This window comes from Thermogutta terrifontis, from assembly GCF_002277955.1.
GTDB classification, from domain to species: domain Bacteria; phylum Planctomycetota; class Planctomycetia; order Pirellulales; family Thermoguttaceae; genus Thermogutta; species Thermogutta terrifontis.
Genome location: NZ_CP018477.1, coordinates 2216697 through 2233142, shown reverse-complemented (window position 1 = coordinate 2233142; position 16446 = coordinate 2216697). Strand labels below are relative to the sequence as shown.

The window sequence follows — 16446 nt, the reverse complement described above, 5'->3', positions numbered from 1 at the left end:
CGACAAACGTGGCATGGTTATTCACGCGCAAGAGGTGTAATCATGCATAAAGAGCTCATTTATACGCTGTATGAACGGTTTTGGCACTGGTTTCAGGCCGTCATGATACTGACCCTCCTTTTGACTGGATTTTCCGTGCATTATTCCGGAAGCGCTGGGGTCATTCCGTTTGCGACGGCTGTCCGCCTGCATAACGTCGTGGGATGGCTGCTTGTGATTAATGCTTTTCTGGGGTTTTTCTACTACCTGACGACGGGCATGCTCCGGCAACTCATACCGGAGCCGCGTGAGTGGCACATTTTGGCCTGGCGACAGTTGCGCTACTATCTCTATGGGATGTTCCACGGTGAACCGCACCCCCTTCAGCGATCACGCCAGCGGAGACTCAATCCGTTACAACAGATTACGTATCTGGCAATTCTCAATATCCTATTGCCCGTTCAGGTCGTTACAGGTGTGGCTCTCTGGTTCATGCAGTATTCTCCAAAGCTGATACACCTCGTGGGAGGGATCGGCAACCTGGCGGCTGTCCACATGCTGGGCGCATGGTTTTTTGCCGCATTCGTCCTCGCACACATCTACCTGGCAACGACGGGTCCTACCCCCTGGGCACATTTTGTGACGATGATTACTGGGTACGAAGTTGTCGAGGGACCTTCTGGCAGTGATCCCCTGCCGGTTCAGCAAAATGAAACTACATAGGGACGATGCAACACCGTGGCACAAAGACCCCAGATAAAAGGTCCATGTGTCTTGAAGGAGAATAGTGAAATGGCCAACCGACCGACTCCAAAGGATCAAGTTACTAAACGTTACTGGAACCCATACGTGGCCGGGGTATCTCTCGGAGGTGTCCTGTTTCTGGCCTTTTTGCTTACTGGAAGTGGCCTCGGAGCGTCCGGTGGAATTGCCCGATTGGTCGTCCAAGTTGTCAAGGTGGTGGCCCCCAGCACGGTTGATCGCAACCCGTATTTTGCACCGATAGGAGGAGGATTTGCCAATCCGCTCAATAACCATATCGTGTGGATGGTGGCGGGTGTGCTGCTTGGCGGTTTCGTCTCGGGAGTTATTTCCGGTCGCAGCCGTGTGGAAATCTGTCGCGGACCACGGGTCAGGCCAGCCCAGCGACTTGTTCTGGCGTTCATTGGAGGGGCCTTCATGGGATGGGGCGCCGCCATGGCACGCGGTTGCACGTCGGGACAGGCGTTATCGGGCGGTGCCGTGCTGTCCCTGGGAAGTTGGGTGTTCATGATGATGATTTTCGCTGCGGGATATGCACTCGCCTATCCTTTTCGGCGATTCTGGCTTTGATCCACAAATCCAGCGAGCGGCAAACATTTTGGAGGCGGCACAATGTTCCCCTTGCATGTGACGGGCATTGCCGACGTGTTGGTCACGATCGTCATCGGGTTCTGGTTTGGGTTCATTCTCGAACAGGCCGGTTTTGGCGACTGCCGCAATCTCGCTGCGCAGTTCTATCTTTCCGACATGCGTGTTTTGAAGGTGATGTTCTCCGCTATTGTGACGGCGATGCTCCTGGTGTTTGCTGGGTCTGCCATCGGTTGGATCGACTTCGAACAGATCTTCGTTCCCCCTACATATTTGGCCGCATCAGTTGCTGGAGGGTTAGCACTGGGTATTGGATTTATTATTGGCGGCTACTGTCCTGGAACATCGCTTGTCTCTTCCGCGACATTGAAGCTCGATGGCCTGGCCTTCCTCGCCGGTGTGGCGGCAGGCATCTTCCTTTTTGGACTAACGTCTCCTTATGTGAAAGAATTCTGGACTGTCACCGGCGCGATGGGACGGGTGACAATCTTTGAGTGGCTCGGGCTTGATGCCGGGCCGATTGTGCTCGCGGTTTTCCTCATGGCCGTGGGGGCTTTTGCCGGGGCGGAATGGGCGGAGAAGCGGTTTCCGTGGGCCAAACCACCCGTGCCCGGTGTGGCTAATTCTCCGGTCGTATTACGCGCGTTTGTTACGGCGGGCCTCGTCCTGGCACTGGTCGCGGTGGTCATTGGCCAGCCAGACGCCGAGCGAAAAATCGCTCTGCAAAAGGCACGACTTGACGCAGCCATTCAATCGCGCAGGGTGTTCATTGATCCGGCCGAACTTTTGGACCTCATGTACAACAACCAGGTGGACAGAATCCTGCTCGACGTTCGAAGCGAATCGGATTACAACCTTTTTCATTTGAAAGACGCGATCCATGCGACAATCGAGGAGATCGATCGGTTCTGGCGTCCCCGGTTAACAGCGGAACAGGTCGTCGTGGTCATGTCTAATGACGAGCGGGATGCCATCGAGGCTTGGAAGCACCTGGCCGTTTCCCGCAACATTAACGCGTACATTCTGGCCGGAGGCGTTAACCGCTGGTGCGATGTGTACTTCGCCGGCAATCTCAACGTTCCGGGGCCGGAATTCGGGTCGCAGGGAGACGAGCACTTTCGCTACGCCGAGGCATTCATCAAACTGCGGCAATGTCCGACCGGCGCCGTGCCCGTTGGCCTGAATATTCCCGGCACCCCCGGGACCGACATTGACGTGTCGCGGCCAGATCAAAAGTCTGTGACTCTTCGTCAATTCACCCCCAAAATTCGCCTCCTGAAAGCGGTCAAGGCCCCCGGAGGTGGCTGCGGCGGATGATGGATTTTAACTTTCGGCGACCGGTCGAATCTTTTCGTAAATCGCCAGCAATTTGTCTCGATAAGCCTGGCGAAGCGTGCCTTCGATCTCAGCAAGCGGTTTCACAGGAATCAGGTCCAGCACATCCGATTCTGACAGAGACGATTGTTCCATCACAGCAAGAGTTCCCAGCAGCATCTGATCCATGGCTGTCTCGAAATAGTGAGGTGGCAAACCGAGATTTGTCAGAATGGATCGAAGTTCATAGAACTGGGGCCAGAAGTACGTCGGGCCCATTCCGGTGAGAAGTGCATACAACTCCAGATGCGATTCTGACACGAACGGCGCTTTCCCCAGGATTTGCAGGAGGCTCATCAGGCGGACCATATGAGCATCCGGGAATCCCTTGGCGAGGCAGACCGGGTTGTAGCCCATTCCCACAAGAGAAGGTGCGTTTGGAATGACCCGAGCAACGTTCGGAAATCCCCCCAGCTGGCGCTGAAGCTGACTGATCGTAACTTTGGGAGCCAATGAAACGACGACCGATTCTGGCTTCAGTTTACCGGAAAGCTCCGCGGTAACCGTGGGAATCGCCGGTGGATGGACAGCCAGAAAGATAAACTCGCAGTCAACGAGCTCTGATACCCGAGAAACCCTTTCAAGGGGGCCAGGCACACGGGACAAAAGCAGCTCCGCGGCACTGTCGTCCGGTTCCGCAAACTTAACGCGGGTGATCGCAGCCCCGTTCCGGACCCAGCCTCCAAGCATAATCCGCGCGATTCGTCCACCACCAGCAAATCCTAGGGTGTACGCCATTTTTTGCTCCTTCTTAGTAAGCGAGCCAGTACTTGCAACATTTGGCAAGTTTACAACAAACCGTTTCCGTGTCAACACGGAGGCCCCCGGCCCTTTCGCCCGGAGTTGTTCTCGACGCGTCGATCTATTGTTCCGTACAATTTTTTCGGGCTAGAATGGTAGCGACACTGACACACTTGCTATAGCGAAACGGTTAACGAAAAGCCTCAGCGAGCGGAGTGAATGTCCATGACACTGAAGGAAATTCTTGCGGCCAAAGGTAGCCACGTTTATACCATTCACCCCGAGGCCACTCTTCAGGACGTGGTGGAAGAACTCGTCCAGCATAACATCGGTGCCCTCGTGGTCTGTCGGCGTGATCCTGGCGAGGGCCGCGAGGAAATCCTGGGCATCATCACCGAGCGTGATATCCTTCGCCGCTGCGCTTTCTCGGATCACCCGCTGCGCTCCGTGCGGGTGGAAGAGGTGATGTCCCGCAACCTGACCGTAGCCCATCCGGACTACTCCGTCGAGCAGGCCATGCAGCTTATGACCAACAACCGCATTCGTCATTTGCCGGTGGTGGTGGATGGCCGATTGGTCGGAATTATCTCCATCGGCGATGCTGTTAAGGCCCAGTTGGAGCAGCTTGCGATGGAGAATCGTTTTATGAAGGACTATATTCAGGGCTGATTGGCTTTGGCCGGTTACTTCCCGGGAGTCGCACGACCGAAGTGTTTATCAGCAAACTTGATGTACTGTTCCCAGTCGTAGGGCGTGACGTCGTGCTTGCCCGTGCGGATGTGGTAACCAATCTGGCCCATGACAGGGTGATCGGGGGGCGGCATCTCATCGGCAGGGAGTCCCTCTGTCCCCAGTAGCCGGTAAACGGGATCGGCAGCTTTTGCAGCCAGGAACTCGCCGCGAGGATCGGCCCACAGATCTTCGGTAGCGCTCGCCACATAAACGGGGCGGGGAGCGATCAAAGCAATCAACTCGTGCTGATCGACAGGGAGGGCCGCCTCGTTCTCGTTGTATTTCTTGAAGTTTTCACAGAACCAGTGGGGAAATGCGGTGTTGATTCTGGCCACAGTTTCTCCAAAGTGTCGACGACTCAGGGCAGCGCCACCGCAGCCAGAATTATTCGAGATGACGATCGCAAACCGCGTATCCTGTGCCCCCGCCCAGAGTGCCGTTTTGCCCAGTCGGGAATGTCCCATCACTGCCACTTTTGTTTTGTCAAGCTCCGGATCTGTCTCGATGAGATCCATGATCCTGCTTAAACCCCAGGCCCACGCACCGATAGATCCCCATTGATCCGGATCCGGCTGGGTTTGACCTGGCCTATAAAACAGGGGATGAACTCCATTTTGAAATCCATCATCGAAGTCGGGGTCAATGTCGCCATAATAGGCCGTTGCCAATGCGTAGCCGTGGGAGAGAATCATCTCAACCGGCCAGCGGCTGCTGGCCGTTCCCCGAGTGGCTTCCGTCGCTTTGTGGTCCACGACGCCCGGTCCGTCACGAACCCAGCTTCGACAGATAAAAATCCCCGGATCGTTGTGGATCGCCTGATTGCCGCGAAAATTCAGCCCCAGGAAAACGGGCAGCGGCCGCGGAGCATCCTTAGGTAGGTAGAAAAGAACGTCCACCATAGGGCCATCCTGTCCTTTTGGTGTGAAGTGGATCGTGACCTGCTTTCGAATGGCTTTTCCTCCCAACGCATTGGGGTCGACGTCGCGGACTTCAAACCACATCCCCTCGGGTCTTCCTGGTGCCTTCCCATATACGTGTGTTTCAAACAGTCGCAGAAGCTCTGGGCGACGCTTTGAAAACCACGTGCTCGGGTCGCTCACCCGCGTGCCGTCCTCGCACATCAAAGGGTCTGGCAGCGTGTAGGAAGGCACCTTGTTCTCGTCGTAATTCACCGGTGGCAATTCAGCAAAAGTAACGGAGTTCGTCAGTCCGACAACGAACACAAAGAGTAACGAGTACCGCGTCTTCATGGCGATCACCTTCCTCAGAGTACGTCGTTGTGGGTGAACCTTGAGCCGATTTCCCGTCGTTTGTGTGCCCAGTGTAGCCTGATGGCCAAGAAACAGCAACTTCCACCCTCGTGATTCATCCCCACTTTTCATCTGCCAGTGGGAAGGGGCACCGACCAGAATCAGGACTTGCCCGAGACGGATTCAACCGGAAACGCCTCACTATGAGGTCCTCACTTGTGCAATGGATGATCCACCTCACCGACTCGATTCCGTCTGCTCAGCTCAATTGCTATTGAAACGACGGGGCAATTCATGAATTGCCCCCGCACAACATCGGGACTTTGGCGTCTCACAGGTCCTCGCGAAATCGGGAATGACCCAGCGATCCATCCCTTTCATCGCCGAAGTGGATTCCCGTCCGCGCTGCAGGGAACTGACGGATCAAGTTTCTGCCGCGGACGTGTCGCCATGCTCCACTTAAGCCGCTCTCTTTGCGATTCAAAAATCAGGAATCACCGGTGAAAAGGCCAAATGAGCGGGGCGAGTGTAACAGTGAGCACTGTCACGAGTATGTTCATGGGAATACCAATCTTCAGGTAGTCCGTGAACCGATAGCCCCCGGGTCCATAGACCATCAAATTGGTTTGATAGCCAAGAGGAGTCGCAAATGATGCGGAGGCCGCCGTGAGGACGCTGATCACGAACGGCATAGGATTGACCTGCAACTCCTGGGCTGTGGCGAGTGCGAAAGGGAACATCAGCGCAGCGGCTGCATTGTTGGTCACCAATTCCGTTGTGAGCGATGTGATAGCGTGGATCGCCAACAGCGTTAAACGCGGGTTCTGTCCCACCCAGTGAATGAGATGGTGAGCGACAAAGGCCGCTGCACCAGTGCGTTCCAGGGCGGTCCCGATACCAAAAGCTGCTCCAATGGCCACGAGAACCTGCCAGTCAATCGCCCGTCGAGCTTCGCTTAAAGTGCAGCACTGAAAAGCCAGCATGGCGGCTGCCGCCAGAAGGGCCCCTTTCAGCATCGTTATCTTTCCGAAGACCAGCTCCCATGACCCGATTTTCAAACCCAGGTCGCCAAAGGACTCGCTCACAGTGACCACGAGCACCATCGCCGCGAGGATCAGAAGAGCTGTTTTTGACTTCTCAAAACGTGGAGGTTTGGAATCCTCCAGGCGGCTGATGAGATAAAAATCTCGACTGTGCCGATGGATTTCCACAAACGAGGGATGCGCTTCTAACAACACCGTATCGCCGCGGCGGAGAACGATATCGCCAATTTTGCCTTGCAAGCGTTCCCCCTCCCGAGCAACCCCGATGACCACTGCGTTATACCGCGAGCGGAATCGGCCGTCGCGAATGCTTTTTCCAACGATTGGACAGCGTTCGCTGATGACAGCCTCGATAAGGCAGCGCTGCGAACGGGGTGCGTCGAGTTTAAACACCTGATTCGTGGCGGGCACCAGACCGCGAATCCGCTGAAGATCACGGACCGATTCCACCACTCCCACAAAGATCAGTCGGTCGTTCGCCCGCAGGCGTTCCTGCGGAGAAACCGCTGGAAGAACCTGCCCATCCCGATTGATCTCGGCCAGATAAAGTCCCGGCAGATGACGCAACCCCGCCTCTTCAATCGTTTTGCCGACCAACGGACTGCCTGGCTCCACGAGCATCTCCGTAGTGTACTGCTTGGGATCCTCACGGATCGGTGTGATCGGATCGCGTGCCGGTAGCAACCACCGATGGCTTATCAGTACAAAAGCGATTCCCGCCACTGCTATAGGTAGGCCCACCCATGTGGGATCGAACATCCCTAGTCCCCGCGTCACGTGAGGTGCCCAGGCTAACTGGCCCTGGTCATAAGCCCGAATGAGAAGTCCGTTGACGACCAAATTCGTGCTCGTGCCAATCAGAGTGCACGTGCCCCCCAGAATGGCCGCGTAACTCAGCGGCAGCAGCAGTTTGGACGGGGGAATTCGGTTTTGCCTTGCCCAGTCGTTGATTGCGGGAATCAGCATACTGACGACCGGCGTGTTGTTGATAAACGCGCTGAGCGCTGTCGTGGGGATCATCACCCGTGCGATGGCCCCTGTGACCGATTTGGCGCGGCCGAAAAGGGTATCGGCCAGTGCGGAAACCGCCCCCGTTTCAACAAGTCCCGCCCCAACCACAAAAAGCACCGCGATTGTTATCATTCCTTCGTTGGAGAACCCCTGGAGGGCCTCCTGACTGGTGACACAGCCGGTCAACAAAAGGATCGTTAGCCCCCCCATCAGGACCACATCCGGGGCAAGCCGAGTGGTCGCCAGCAGGACAAAAATCAACCCGACAACGATTAGGCTAATGGCGGCGCCAAACTCGAGCATGTCCGTTCACATCCGTTCCATCAATTCTGGTTTAGATGACATAAATGGTACTTCCGGTCCGGATAATCAGCTGGCTCAAGTCTCACCCCGCACAGTACATTCACCCGATTCCGGAAACACACTCCGGTCAACTGGAAAACTTACCTTCATCATAACTTCCCCGCCGGTCATAGCACTTCGTCTTTCCTCTAATCAAGCGATAAGGCCCGCCGCACCATTCCTTTTCCCCTGATCTTTTTCCAGTCCTTCGACTCACGACAGTTCAGCAAACATAAATCACTTAATTGATCACTTTAATAATTATAACGGCACGTTCCTCCGACGGCCAGTCGGTCCCCGAAGCGGAATCCCAGCTCCTTTTTCGGCAACCAGCTTTTGGCGTGACCTGGGTTGAGAAAAACGGCCATCCGACGTTACAGTCTGGGCTCAACGTGGCGATAATCGCGAAACTCCCATTCGTAATGCTAATTCTTGATTCGTTCCGGCCCGGGCGCCACGTACAATCCCGGTTGAGCATTTGCGAAATCTTGCCAGACGGCAGAATCCAGAGGGTGTCGAAATTTCCTGACTGTCCTACAATGAGCGTAAGGTCCGAACGTGCGTTTCAGCAGAGAGCGGTCACCAATGGGCGAGCGTCACTGCCGGTTATTCTCGGCTCGGCAGGAAAAAAACCATCGCGCTACGAGACGGGGCCGACTGTAGGACGATTCTTCCAGCACGGATTGTGAAGGTTTTTTATGAGGGAAAGCGGCATCCTCCTGCATCCGACATCGCTACCCAGCCAGTATGGCATCGGCGATCTTGGTCCCAGCGCGTACGCCTTCATCGATTGGCTCGTCGAGGCGGGTCAGCGTTACTGGCAAATTCTCCCGCTTGGTCCTGTGGACGGCTACGGCTCACCGTACAGTTCGGTCTCGGCCTTTGCCGGCAACGAATTGCTCATCTCCCCCGAGCTGCTGGTCGAAGAGGGGTTGCTCCCCCTCTCCGCTTTGAATGACGGTGAAATTCCCCGCGCGGCCGTCGATAGCCCCGTACATTACCAGACCGTCGCGAATGCGAAACGAAAACTCCTCCAGCACGCCTTTTCAATGAGCGGTTTCGACCGGTCCGAGGGGAATCACCCCTTGTGGGAACACTTTGCCCGATTTTGCAGTGAAGAGGCGTGGTGGCTCAAAGTCTACGCCGCTTACCAGTCGCTGGCAGAGATGTTTCCCGGAATTCCCTGGGCGGAGTGGCACTTAAAGGCGCCCGGAATACCCCTGGAAATGCTGCGGAGAGGAGAATTTGATCCTCTCGGCAAAGATCTCCCTGAGGTTTTGCAGAAAAATTATCGCTTTCACTGTTTTGTGCAGTTTTTGTTTTGCCGCCAGTGGGACGCCCTGCACCGCTACGCAGCCACTCATGGCATAAAAATATTCGGAGATGTGCCGATCTACGTGTCTTACCACAGTGCCGATGTCTGGGCCCATCCGCAGTACTTTTTCCTCGATGACGATTACCGCCCGATTGAAGTCGCCGGTGTTCCACCCGACTATTTCAATGCCACGGGCCAGTTGTGGGGCAATCCCGTTTATCGGTGGGATATTCTCTGCCGGGACGGTTATCGCTGGTGGATCGAACGGTTTCACTCCGTTTTCGAACGTGTTGACCTGGCAAGAGTTGACCATTTTAGGGGGTTTGCAGCGTACTGGTCTGTCCCGGCCGGGCATCCGACGGCGGAACATGGAAAATGGGTCCCAGGCCCGGGGGCCCACTTCTTCGAAGTCCTCCTCAAATCCTGGGAAGGCCCATGGCGAGAAACCGCGGCCAACACGCGAACCCTCCCGATCGTCGCCGAAGACCTCGGCCATATCACACCAGACGTTATCGCCCTTCGGAGAATGTTCGGATTTCCGGGCATGGCTGTGCTCCAATTTGCGTTTGGCCCCGCGAAGGTCGATCAATTTCTCCCCGATAAAGTGGCCCCTGACACCGTCATGTACTCGGGAACCCACGATAATGACACGAGTTTGGGTTGGTTCCAGCATGAGGTGAGGGGAGACCCAGCGCTCCTGGCCCGTCTCCGCCAATATTGCCGTGCAGAGCCTGACAGCATCAGTTGGGATATGATCGAACTGGCTTTTCAATCCCGCTCCGAGATTGCCATTGTGCCTCTTCAGGATGTTCTGGGACTCGGTTCAGACGCGCGCATGAACATCCCTGGAACTCCCTCCAACAACTGGCGGTGGCGGTTTTCACCAGCGTCGCTCACCAAGGCCCTGGCCGAACGGCTTCGACAAGTCACCGAAAAGACAGGTCGCATCGCAATCTCGCAACCCGCCGCTGCATCTTCCCCACAATCGCGATGAGCCAGTGGGAAGTTCGATCAGGCCAAAACAAGTCATTCGGAAACTACTTCACTTCGAATACTATTTCACTACGGTCTGTGCCCGCTCGGGGCCGGCGAGAGCCCGACCCAATATTGCGGCAATGGTCTCCTTGTTAACGGGCCGGATGACGCCTTTCTCACAGATGATCGCCGTGATGAGCTCAGCCGGTGTCACGTCGAAAGCGGGATTGTAAACGTCGATACCTTCAGGAGCGATTGGAATTCCGAACGGAGACGTGACTTCTCGAGGATCGCGCTGTTCGATCGGGATCAGCCCGCCATGCGAGAGCTGCAGATCAAATGTCGAACTGGGCGCAGCGACATAGAAGGGAATGCGGTGATACCGAGCCAGAATAGCCAGACCGTAGGTGCCAATTTTGTTGGCGGTATCCCCATTGGCAGCGATTCGGTCCGCCCCGACAATGACTGCCTGCACTTTTCCTTCCTTCATGACTTCCGCTGCCATATTGTCGCAAATCAGGGTGACCGGAATGCCGTGTGCCTTGAGCTCCCACGCTGTTAGCCGTGCGCCCTGAAGAAGCGGACGGGTTTCATCGGCAAAGACGTGGACGCGTTTTCCTTTCGCAACCGCCTCGTAGATGACAGCCAGGGCCGTGCCATACTCTGCGGTAGCCAGGCCGCCGGCATTGCAGTGCGTCAAGATCCCTGATCTATCTTCGATAAGGCTTTCCCCCCATCGCCCGATCGCGTGGCATAATGCACGATCTTCTTCGTGAATAGCACGTACCTCTTCCAGCAATGCCTTGCGAATCAGGTCCAGCGGCTGTCCCCGAAGAGTCTCCGCCCGGCGACGCATGCGATCGAGCGCCCAAAAAAGGTTGACCGCCGTAGGGCGAGACGATGCAAGATACGATGCGACCTCGTCCAGCCGCTGGAAAAAAGCTTGCTCGTCATCAGGCGCAGATTTGATTCCCAAGCACACCCCGTAGGCAGCGGCGATACCGATGGCCGGAGCCCCACGCACCTGAAGCGTCTTAATCGCTTCCCAAACGGCGCGTTCGTCGTGGCATTCCCGATAGACTACTTCCCGGGGTAGCCGCGTTTGATCCAATATCCGTAGGCTCCCGTCAACGTCACCGATCCACTCGAGCGTGACCACTTCTTTTGTCATACCGCTAGCCGGGGTGCCTCTCTTTCCTCAAATCCAAAACTGGTATCACCGCCGCTGGCTGCCCGCGCGATCTCACCTTTTGCTCCTCATTCCTCATTGATCTTGGTCTGCAGTGCCTGATCCCTCGCCGCAACTTTTTCCACCAGTCGCTTTCGGAAATCTTTCAACTTTTCTGCCAGTTTCGAATCGGAAAGTGCGAGGACTGAAATGGCCAGAAGCCCCGCATTCCGCGGCCCGCCGCTCCCAACTCCAACGGTAGCCACCGGGATGTCCCCCGGCATCTGGACCATCGACAGGAGCGAATCCAACCCACCAGCTAAATTGGTGGGCACTGGAATGCCAATAACCGGAAGTGTGGTATGTGCCGCAACGACCCCGGCTAAGTGCGCCGCCCCACCTGCTGCCGCAAGAATGACTTTGATCCCACGCGATTCAGCCTGCGCAGCATACTGGGCCACTTTGTCGGGCGTGCGATGGGCACTCATGACGTGGGCCTCGAATGGGACCCCGAACTCTTTCAGAACATCGGCCGCCGCTTTGACGTGTGGCCAATCGCTGTCACTTCCCATCAAGATTCCTACCAGCGCACTCATAGTCTCCTCGCTCTTTCGCTTGAGGCTTCGTCGATCCTTATGCACACTTTACTCTGGATATAGTATGATACCCCGACGTCAAGTGCGCCGCACGTTTGCCTGAACATGTTGGCTGGCCACTTCACGGCCCCGCAACGACCAGGGCCACGGCCTGCCCGATGCGTGAGTGGTTGAGGACAACGGCCACCGGCGGTGCTGCCGGCACAGGCGCCTTATTGACAACGTTGATGGGGCACCGCGGATCAGGCCGTTCACAGTTGAGCGTGATGGGCACCTGTCCGTGCCTGAACGCCAGGAGAGAGACTGCTAATTCCACGGCCCCGGTTCCCGCTGCAAGGTTGCCAAAAAAACTTTTTGGGGCTGTCACCGCTACATCGCCAAGTTCGGAGCGGATCGCGCGGGCTTCAGCGATGTCATCTTCCACTGTGGACAGTCCGTGGGCGTTAACGTGCCCCACATCGTGCGGTTTCAACTCCGCCATCCGAAGCGCATCGCGGATCGCCCTTTTGATGGCTTCTCCAGACCAGGGCTGATCAGGCCGCCGAGCCTCGAATGCACAGGCAAATCCAAGGACTCTTGCCAAAATTGGTGCGCCACGGGCCTCGGCGTGCTTTCGGCTTTCGAGTACCACCGCTCCGGCACCCTCGCCGTGCACCATTCCGTCACGATCCAAATCGAACGGCCGACATGCCCGTTCAGGCTGGTCGACGCGGCTGGAGAGTTGATACGCTCCGGTTCTCACCCAAACTGCGGGATGAATCCGACAGCCGGTTCCTCCAGCCACCATGACGTCGGCATCCCCCCGCTGGATCACACGCACAGCCTCCGTGATCGCAGCCAGGCTGGAAACCTCTGCGAGAGTCAGCGAATTATTTGGCCCGCGGGCATCGTACGCAATTCCAATGTGGCACGCGGGCATATTGGGAAGGTATTTCAGAAGCCAGAGGGGATATAGCTCCGAGAGTGCCCGCGTTCCCCACAAACTAAAATCAAATCGGCCATCGACCATGCAACTACGGATCGCATTGGCAATTTCGTCCAGTTCGCACGGAATGAGGTCTGCCCCAAATACAATGCCGAACCGCTCCGGCGACACACCCGACGCTGCAATTCCAGCCTCTTGCAGGGCCATATCAGCCGCCACGAAGGCGAGCTGAATGTCTCGGCTCATCACCTTCAGCGCCTTGCGGGGACGAATCTTATCGGTGGCGTCGAAGTTGACTATCTGCCCCCCAATTGCAAACGGAAAAGGCTGCCCGTTAAGTGCCGGAATCCGCCGAATCCCTGATCGGCCTTCGGATAGAGAGTGCCAAAACTCGTCACATCCCGTTCCGATCGGGCTGACAACTCCCAGACCTGTTATGACGACCTCTGGCACATTGCTCATCTTTTTGAGGCGACTATTCCCGACTCTCGCCACCACAAAGAACCATGGAGCGCACCAGCAAATGCCGGCCCACCGCCCGCAAAACCCACTCGCCAGCGCAAAATGGCACCTGGGGTGCGTCCCTCTCGCCACCCGTAAAACTGTGATACTACCCGAGGAGTTGTTTTTCGACAAGAGAACTCCGGATTCATCCCAGGTCATGCGTTGGTGGCGAGTTATGGATCCCCCGTGCAAGATTCGGAACCCGGCCAAATCATTCGGGTAGGAGCAATTCATCATTTGTCCCCAACAAGACATTCATCTCTAGGCCAGTTGCACATCATTGAAAAACAGGCGGATGGGCCGGGGAAAGATTCTTGCCAAGCTTGAATTGACGTGGCACAATGACCCACGCGGGCAGGCCATCACTGCTAAGTGCCAAATTTTGAAGCCCTCACACCAGCCCACGCCTAAATCATCGCAACAAAATTGACGCCCGAAAATCCCGAATGAGGTGACAACCATGTCTGGCACGTGCATCTTACGGAGATGGCTCCTTATGGCGGTCGGTTCCGTGGCCCTGGCGGGAACCGTCTCCGGAGGCGAATTCGCAAATCCGCATCTTTGTCAAAAAGGGCAACAGCTTCTCCTGTATTTTCGCACTATTTATGGCAAGCAAATCCTCGCCGGGTACAACGTTTATCCGCACACCCCGGACGATTACCAGCAGACCGGGCGGCACGCGGCCATTTGGGGCCGAGACATCCAGTGGTTAGGAGATGTAGATGAGGTTATCGCCCACGTGCAGAGGCACGGTTACATTTTGACACTCCACTGGCACTGGTTTTTTGGCGGGGATTCAGCGTGGACCCGCGAGCGAAAAACTCCTGTCGTCTTGGACCAACTTCTCAAGCCGGGAACGCCCGAGCACGACACCCTCATGAGAGAACTTTCCAAAACGGCGGACGTGTTGGAAAAGCTTCAACAGGCCGGCATCGTTGTTTTGTGGCGGCCGCTCCACGAAATCGACGGCGGCTGGTTCTGGTGGACGGATCTGCAGCACCCCGAGAACACTGCAGAACTATGGCGTGTGATGTTTCGCTACTTCACTGAAGAGCGCAAGCTCAACAACCTCATCTGGGTGTACAGTGCCGGGGTGGGCGACCTGAAAAAGAAACCACCAGAATGGCGCCGCCGGTTTTATCCCGGAGATCAGTACGTCGACATTGCGGGGATCGACATCTACGGAGTTGATCTGCAGCAGGATGAAACACCCTATTGGGATTACTTCCGCGCGATGGAAGAAATCTGTCCCGGGAAAACGTTGGCCCTGTGTGAATGTGACGCGATCCCCAATCCTGATAAAATGGTGGCCGGGAAGACCCCCTGCTGGCTCTACGCGCTACCGTGGTGGGGATGTCCGCACCCGCGGCGTTCGGTGGATTGGGCCCGGTTCACGATGGGTCATCCCCAGGTCATAACACTGGACGAACTACCCCTTTTTGACGATGCCAGCTACGCCCCTGAGTTGGGAATTCTACGTCCCGCCGACGACGGTGGTGCGTGGTTTCCAAACTCCGTGCCGGTCATCGAGGGCTTCGTCGCTGGCAGAGGTAGCCCGGTGGATCTCCTTCAATTCTTGGTGGACGACAAGGTCGTCGCTGAGATACGCCACCCCCCGCGAGATTTCTCGTGGACCTGGCCTGGCGACCTGCACGGCACATTCGAGCTAACTGCTCGGGCCTACGACGCCGCGGGCAAACAAAACCTCTCCAACCGAATCCACATTGCCGTGGGGGTTCGCAACGCTGCACGGAGTCGGTCTGTGCGTGCCTCTTCCGGCACGAATCCCGAGGCGGCGGTTGACGGAAGTTATTATTCGGGATGGCATGCAGCCAAGGATGCCGAAGATGCCTGGATCGAGGTGGACCTTGGCTCTCCCGTGGAGATTTCACAGGTGAATTTGATTTGGGGATGGAAAATCCACCCGGCAAAGTTTGCCGTGGAAATCAGCAGATCGGCCCCGGACGATAGCGAGCGATCGTGGGAGACGGTGAGCCTACTCGAAGATTTACCGTGGCAACCATGGAAGGCCACTCATCGGGTCCGATTTGCGCCGCGGATCGCACGAGCTGTGAGAGTCCACGCCTATCAGCGAGCCGCTCATCAGACCTGGGCCGGATACGACTTGGCCGAGATTGAGATCCCCATTCCAGCCCGTTGATTGCAATCCGGTTTGATCGCCTTGCGGTCAGTCAAAGCTCTCTTTGGCGCCGCTGTGATTCACTCAGTCTCGAAGCGATCCAGAGACGATGGCGTGACTACGGCGGAACGTCAGGAGGAACCTGTGTCTGGTGCTGCAGATCTGGTGGCGTGAGATCATTCAGGTCGGTTTCTGTGGCGAATGCTTCTTTCAGCCACGCCCGACCGGCGAGCGCGACCAGAATCAGGCTCGCCAGCACGCCACATTCAGTGAGTTCGACCAGCTGGTGAAGACCACCACCACTGACAGGTAACAGGAGGAGCTTCAATACCATGCTCACCCCAGCAACAGACGCCAGCGCGATGAGTCCAAACTCCAAACGATCACGATTCAAACTCATCGACATGCGCCGGATGGGCAGCAACGGCGGTGCAGCCGTTTCTCTGGCAAAGCTGGGGCCCGGCTGTCGATTGACGGTGACCACTTCTGGAAGCGCTCTTCTGAGCCGGGTTTCCGATACCGGCCGCCAGGTTTCCATGTTCACCGTCCAAACGAGCGTACTCGGTTTGAGCACGCCCTCCCGAATCAGGGCAATAACGCGGCTCTCTGGAACAGGCCCCACTCGCTGTTCACCGTCCGCATAGTACCAAAGCGCTTCGGCCGTGCCCCCCGTGGAAATTGTTCCGGCTTGAGTTTCATGACCACTCGACGGTTGTCCCGGTACAGAAAGCGGCACCCCGACAGGTGCGCTCACATCGTCAATGCTTCCGGGGAGGTCATCTGTGTCCAACTGCAAGGGCAGACAAGCACTTCGTATCAGAGCCTCCAGTTCGGTGATCGGACGCCAGGTCTGTTTGTCCAGGGATATTTGCCAGGTGGAAGCTGACCGACCACGACGGATCAGATCACGGAGTTCATCCGGCGTGAAGGGGCCGAAGACGTTTCCTCGAAACCGTACGTGGATCTGGAGGTCCTGAGGAGATGAACTCATCGACGACTTC

13 protein-coding genes are annotated in these 16446 nt (G+C 56.6%); 6 read left to right on the top strand and 7 right to left on the bottom strand.

Annotated elements, in window-relative coordinates; all coding sequences use genetic code 11:
• The first annotated feature begins 42 nt into the window (after positions 1–42).
• The 3 genes from THTE_RS08295 to THTE_RS08285 all read left to right on the top strand — a co-directional run bounded on the left by THTE_RS08295 (position 43) and on the right by THTE_RS08285 (position 2646).
• Positions 43–702: a cytochrome b/b6 domain-containing protein gene (locus THTE_RS08295; protein ID WP_095414991.1), complete on the top strand. Its 660-nt coding sequence runs from the start codon at positions 43–45 to the stop codon at positions 700–702.
• Positions 703–771: 69 nt separating this feature from the next.
• Positions 772–1311 carry a YeeE/YedE thiosulfate transporter family protein gene (locus THTE_RS08290; protein WP_095414990.1) on the top strand — a complete coding sequence of 180 codons (540 nt, stop codon included), beginning with the start codon at positions 772–774 and terminating at the stop codon, positions 1309–1311.
• Between the two features lie 42 nt (positions 1312–1353).
• Positions 1354–2646 carry a YeeE/YedE thiosulfate transporter family protein gene (locus tag THTE_RS08285; protein ID WP_095414989.1) on the top strand — a complete coding sequence of 431 codons (1293 nt, stop codon included), beginning with the start codon at positions 1354–1356 and terminating at the stop codon, positions 2644–2646.
• Between the two features lie 6 nt (positions 2647–2652).
• Here THTE_RS08285 and THTE_RS08280 read toward each other — a convergent pair whose 3' ends face one another.
• Positions 2653–3441: a pyrroline-5-carboxylate reductase family protein gene (locus THTE_RS08280; protein WP_095414988.1), complete on the bottom strand. Its 789-nt coding sequence runs from the start codon at positions 3439–3441 to the stop codon at positions 2653–2655.
• Positions 3442–3669: 228 nt separating this feature from the next.
• On the opposite strand from THTE_RS08280, the gene THTE_RS08275 reads away from it, so the two are divergent.
• Positions 3670–4113, top strand: coding sequence for a CBS domain-containing protein (locus THTE_RS08275; protein WP_168175815.1), 444 nt, complete (start codon positions 3670–3672; stop codon positions 4111–4113).
• 14 nt (positions 4114–4127) lie between these two features.
• Here the strand turns inward: THTE_RS08275 and THTE_RS08270 are convergent, their stop codons facing one another.
• Together THTE_RS08270 and THTE_RS08265 are read right to left on the bottom strand one after the other, a co-directional pair.
• On the bottom strand, positions 4128–5426 hold the full coding sequence (locus THTE_RS08270; RefSeq protein WP_207651810.1) for a glucuronyl esterase domain-containing protein: 1299 nt from the start codon (positions 5424–5426) through the stop codon (positions 4128–4130).
• Positions 5427–5920: 494 nt separating this feature from the next.
• Positions 5921–7783, bottom strand: coding sequence for an SLC13 family permease (locus THTE_RS08265; protein WP_095414986.1), 1863 nt, complete (start codon positions 7781–7783; stop codon positions 5921–5923).
• Positions 7784–8520: 737 nt separating this feature from the next.
• Between THTE_RS08265 and malQ the strand changes: the two genes are divergently transcribed.
• Entirely contained in the window at positions 8521–10131 is a 1611-nt protein-coding gene (gene malQ / locus THTE_RS08260) for a 4-alpha-glucanotransferase (RefSeq protein WP_095414985.1), read from the top strand.
• Between the two features lie 60 nt (positions 10132–10191).
• On the opposite strand, the gene mtnA is transcribed toward malQ, so the two are convergent.
• From mtnA to THTE_RS08245, 3 genes are all read right to left on the bottom strand, one after another.
• Positions 10192–11283, bottom strand: a complete 1092-nt coding sequence (gene mtnA, locus THTE_RS08255) for an S-methyl-5-thioribose-1-phosphate isomerase (RefSeq protein WP_095414984.1) — start codon at positions 11281–11283, stop codon at positions 10192–10194.
• An 86-nt stretch (positions 11284–11369) separates the two neighbouring features.
• Complete coding sequence (gene purE / locus THTE_RS08250; RefSeq protein ID WP_095414983.1) at positions 11370–11876, bottom strand: 5-(carboxyamino)imidazole ribonucleotide mutase; 507 nt, start codon at positions 11874–11876, stop codon at positions 11370–11372.
• 121 nt (positions 11877–11997) lie between these two features.
• Positions 11998–13254 carry a beta-ketoacyl-[acyl-carrier-protein] synthase family protein gene (locus THTE_RS08245; protein WP_168175814.1) on the bottom strand — a complete coding sequence of 419 codons (1257 nt, stop codon included), beginning with the start codon at positions 13252–13254 and terminating at the stop codon, positions 11998–12000.
• A gap of 547 nt (positions 13255–13801) precedes the next feature.
• Here THTE_RS08245 and THTE_RS08235 point away from each other — a divergent pair.
• On the top strand, positions 13802–15466 hold the full coding sequence (locus tag THTE_RS08235; protein ID WP_168175813.1) for a glycosyl hydrolase: 1665 nt from the start codon (positions 13802–13804) through the stop codon (positions 15464–15466).
• Positions 15467–15563: 97 nt separating this feature from the next.
• Here THTE_RS08235 and THTE_RS08230 read toward each other — a convergent pair whose 3' ends face one another.
• A complete protein-coding gene (locus tag THTE_RS08230; protein WP_095414979.1) occupies positions 15564–16436 on the bottom strand; it encodes a DUF4339 domain-containing protein in 873 nt (290 codons plus the stop codon).
• Positions 16437–16446 lie beyond the last annotated feature (10 nt).

What these genes read in the sequence shown, in the direction of transcription:
- THTE_RS08275 (WP_168175815.1), top strand. Translation starts at nt 3,670, where the DNA reads ATGACACTGAAGGAAATTCTTGCGGCCAAAGGTAGCCACGTTTATACC.
- THTE_RS08280 (WP_095414988.1), bottom strand. Translation starts at nt 3,441, where the DNA reads ATGGCGTACACCCTAGGATTTGCTGGTGGTGGACGAATCGCGCGGATT.
- THTE_RS08295 (WP_095414991.1), top strand. Translation starts at nt 43, where the DNA reads ATGCATAAAGAGCTCATTTATACGCTGTATGAACGGTTTTGGCACTGG.
- THTE_RS08290 (WP_095414990.1), top strand. Translation starts at nt 772, where the DNA reads ATGGCCAACCGACCGACTCCAAAGGATCAAGTTACTAAACGTTACTGG.
- THTE_RS08265 (WP_095414986.1), bottom strand. Translation starts at nt 7,783, where the DNA reads ATGCTCGAGTTTGGCGCCGCCATTAGCCTAATCGTTGTCGGGTTGATT.
- THTE_RS08285 (WP_095414989.1), top strand. Translation starts at nt 1,354, where the DNA reads ATGTTCCCCTTGCATGTGACGGGCATTGCCGACGTGTTGGTCACGATC.
- purE (WP_095414983.1), bottom strand. Translation starts at nt 11,876, where the DNA reads ATGAGTGCGCTGGTAGGAATCTTGATGGGAAGTGACAGCGATTGGCCA.
- malQ (WP_095414985.1), top strand. Translation starts at nt 8,521, where the DNA reads ATGAGGGAAAGCGGCATCCTCCTGCATCCGACATCGCTACCCAGCCAG.
- THTE_RS08270 (WP_207651810.1), bottom strand. Translation starts at nt 5,426, where the DNA reads ATGAAGACGCGGTACTCGTTACTCTTTGTGTTCGTTGTCGGACTGACG.
- THTE_RS08235 (WP_168175813.1), top strand. Translation starts at nt 13,802, where the DNA reads ATGGCGGTCGGTTCCGTGGCCCTGGCGGGAACCGTCTCCGGAGGCGAA.
- mtnA (WP_095414984.1), bottom strand. Translation starts at nt 11,283, where the DNA reads ATGACAAAAGAAGTGGTCACGCTCGAGTGGATCGGTGACGTTGACGGG.
- THTE_RS08230 (WP_095414979.1), bottom strand. Translation starts at nt 16,436, where the DNA reads ATGAGTTCATCTCCTCAGGACCTCCAGATCCACGTACGGTTTCGAGGA.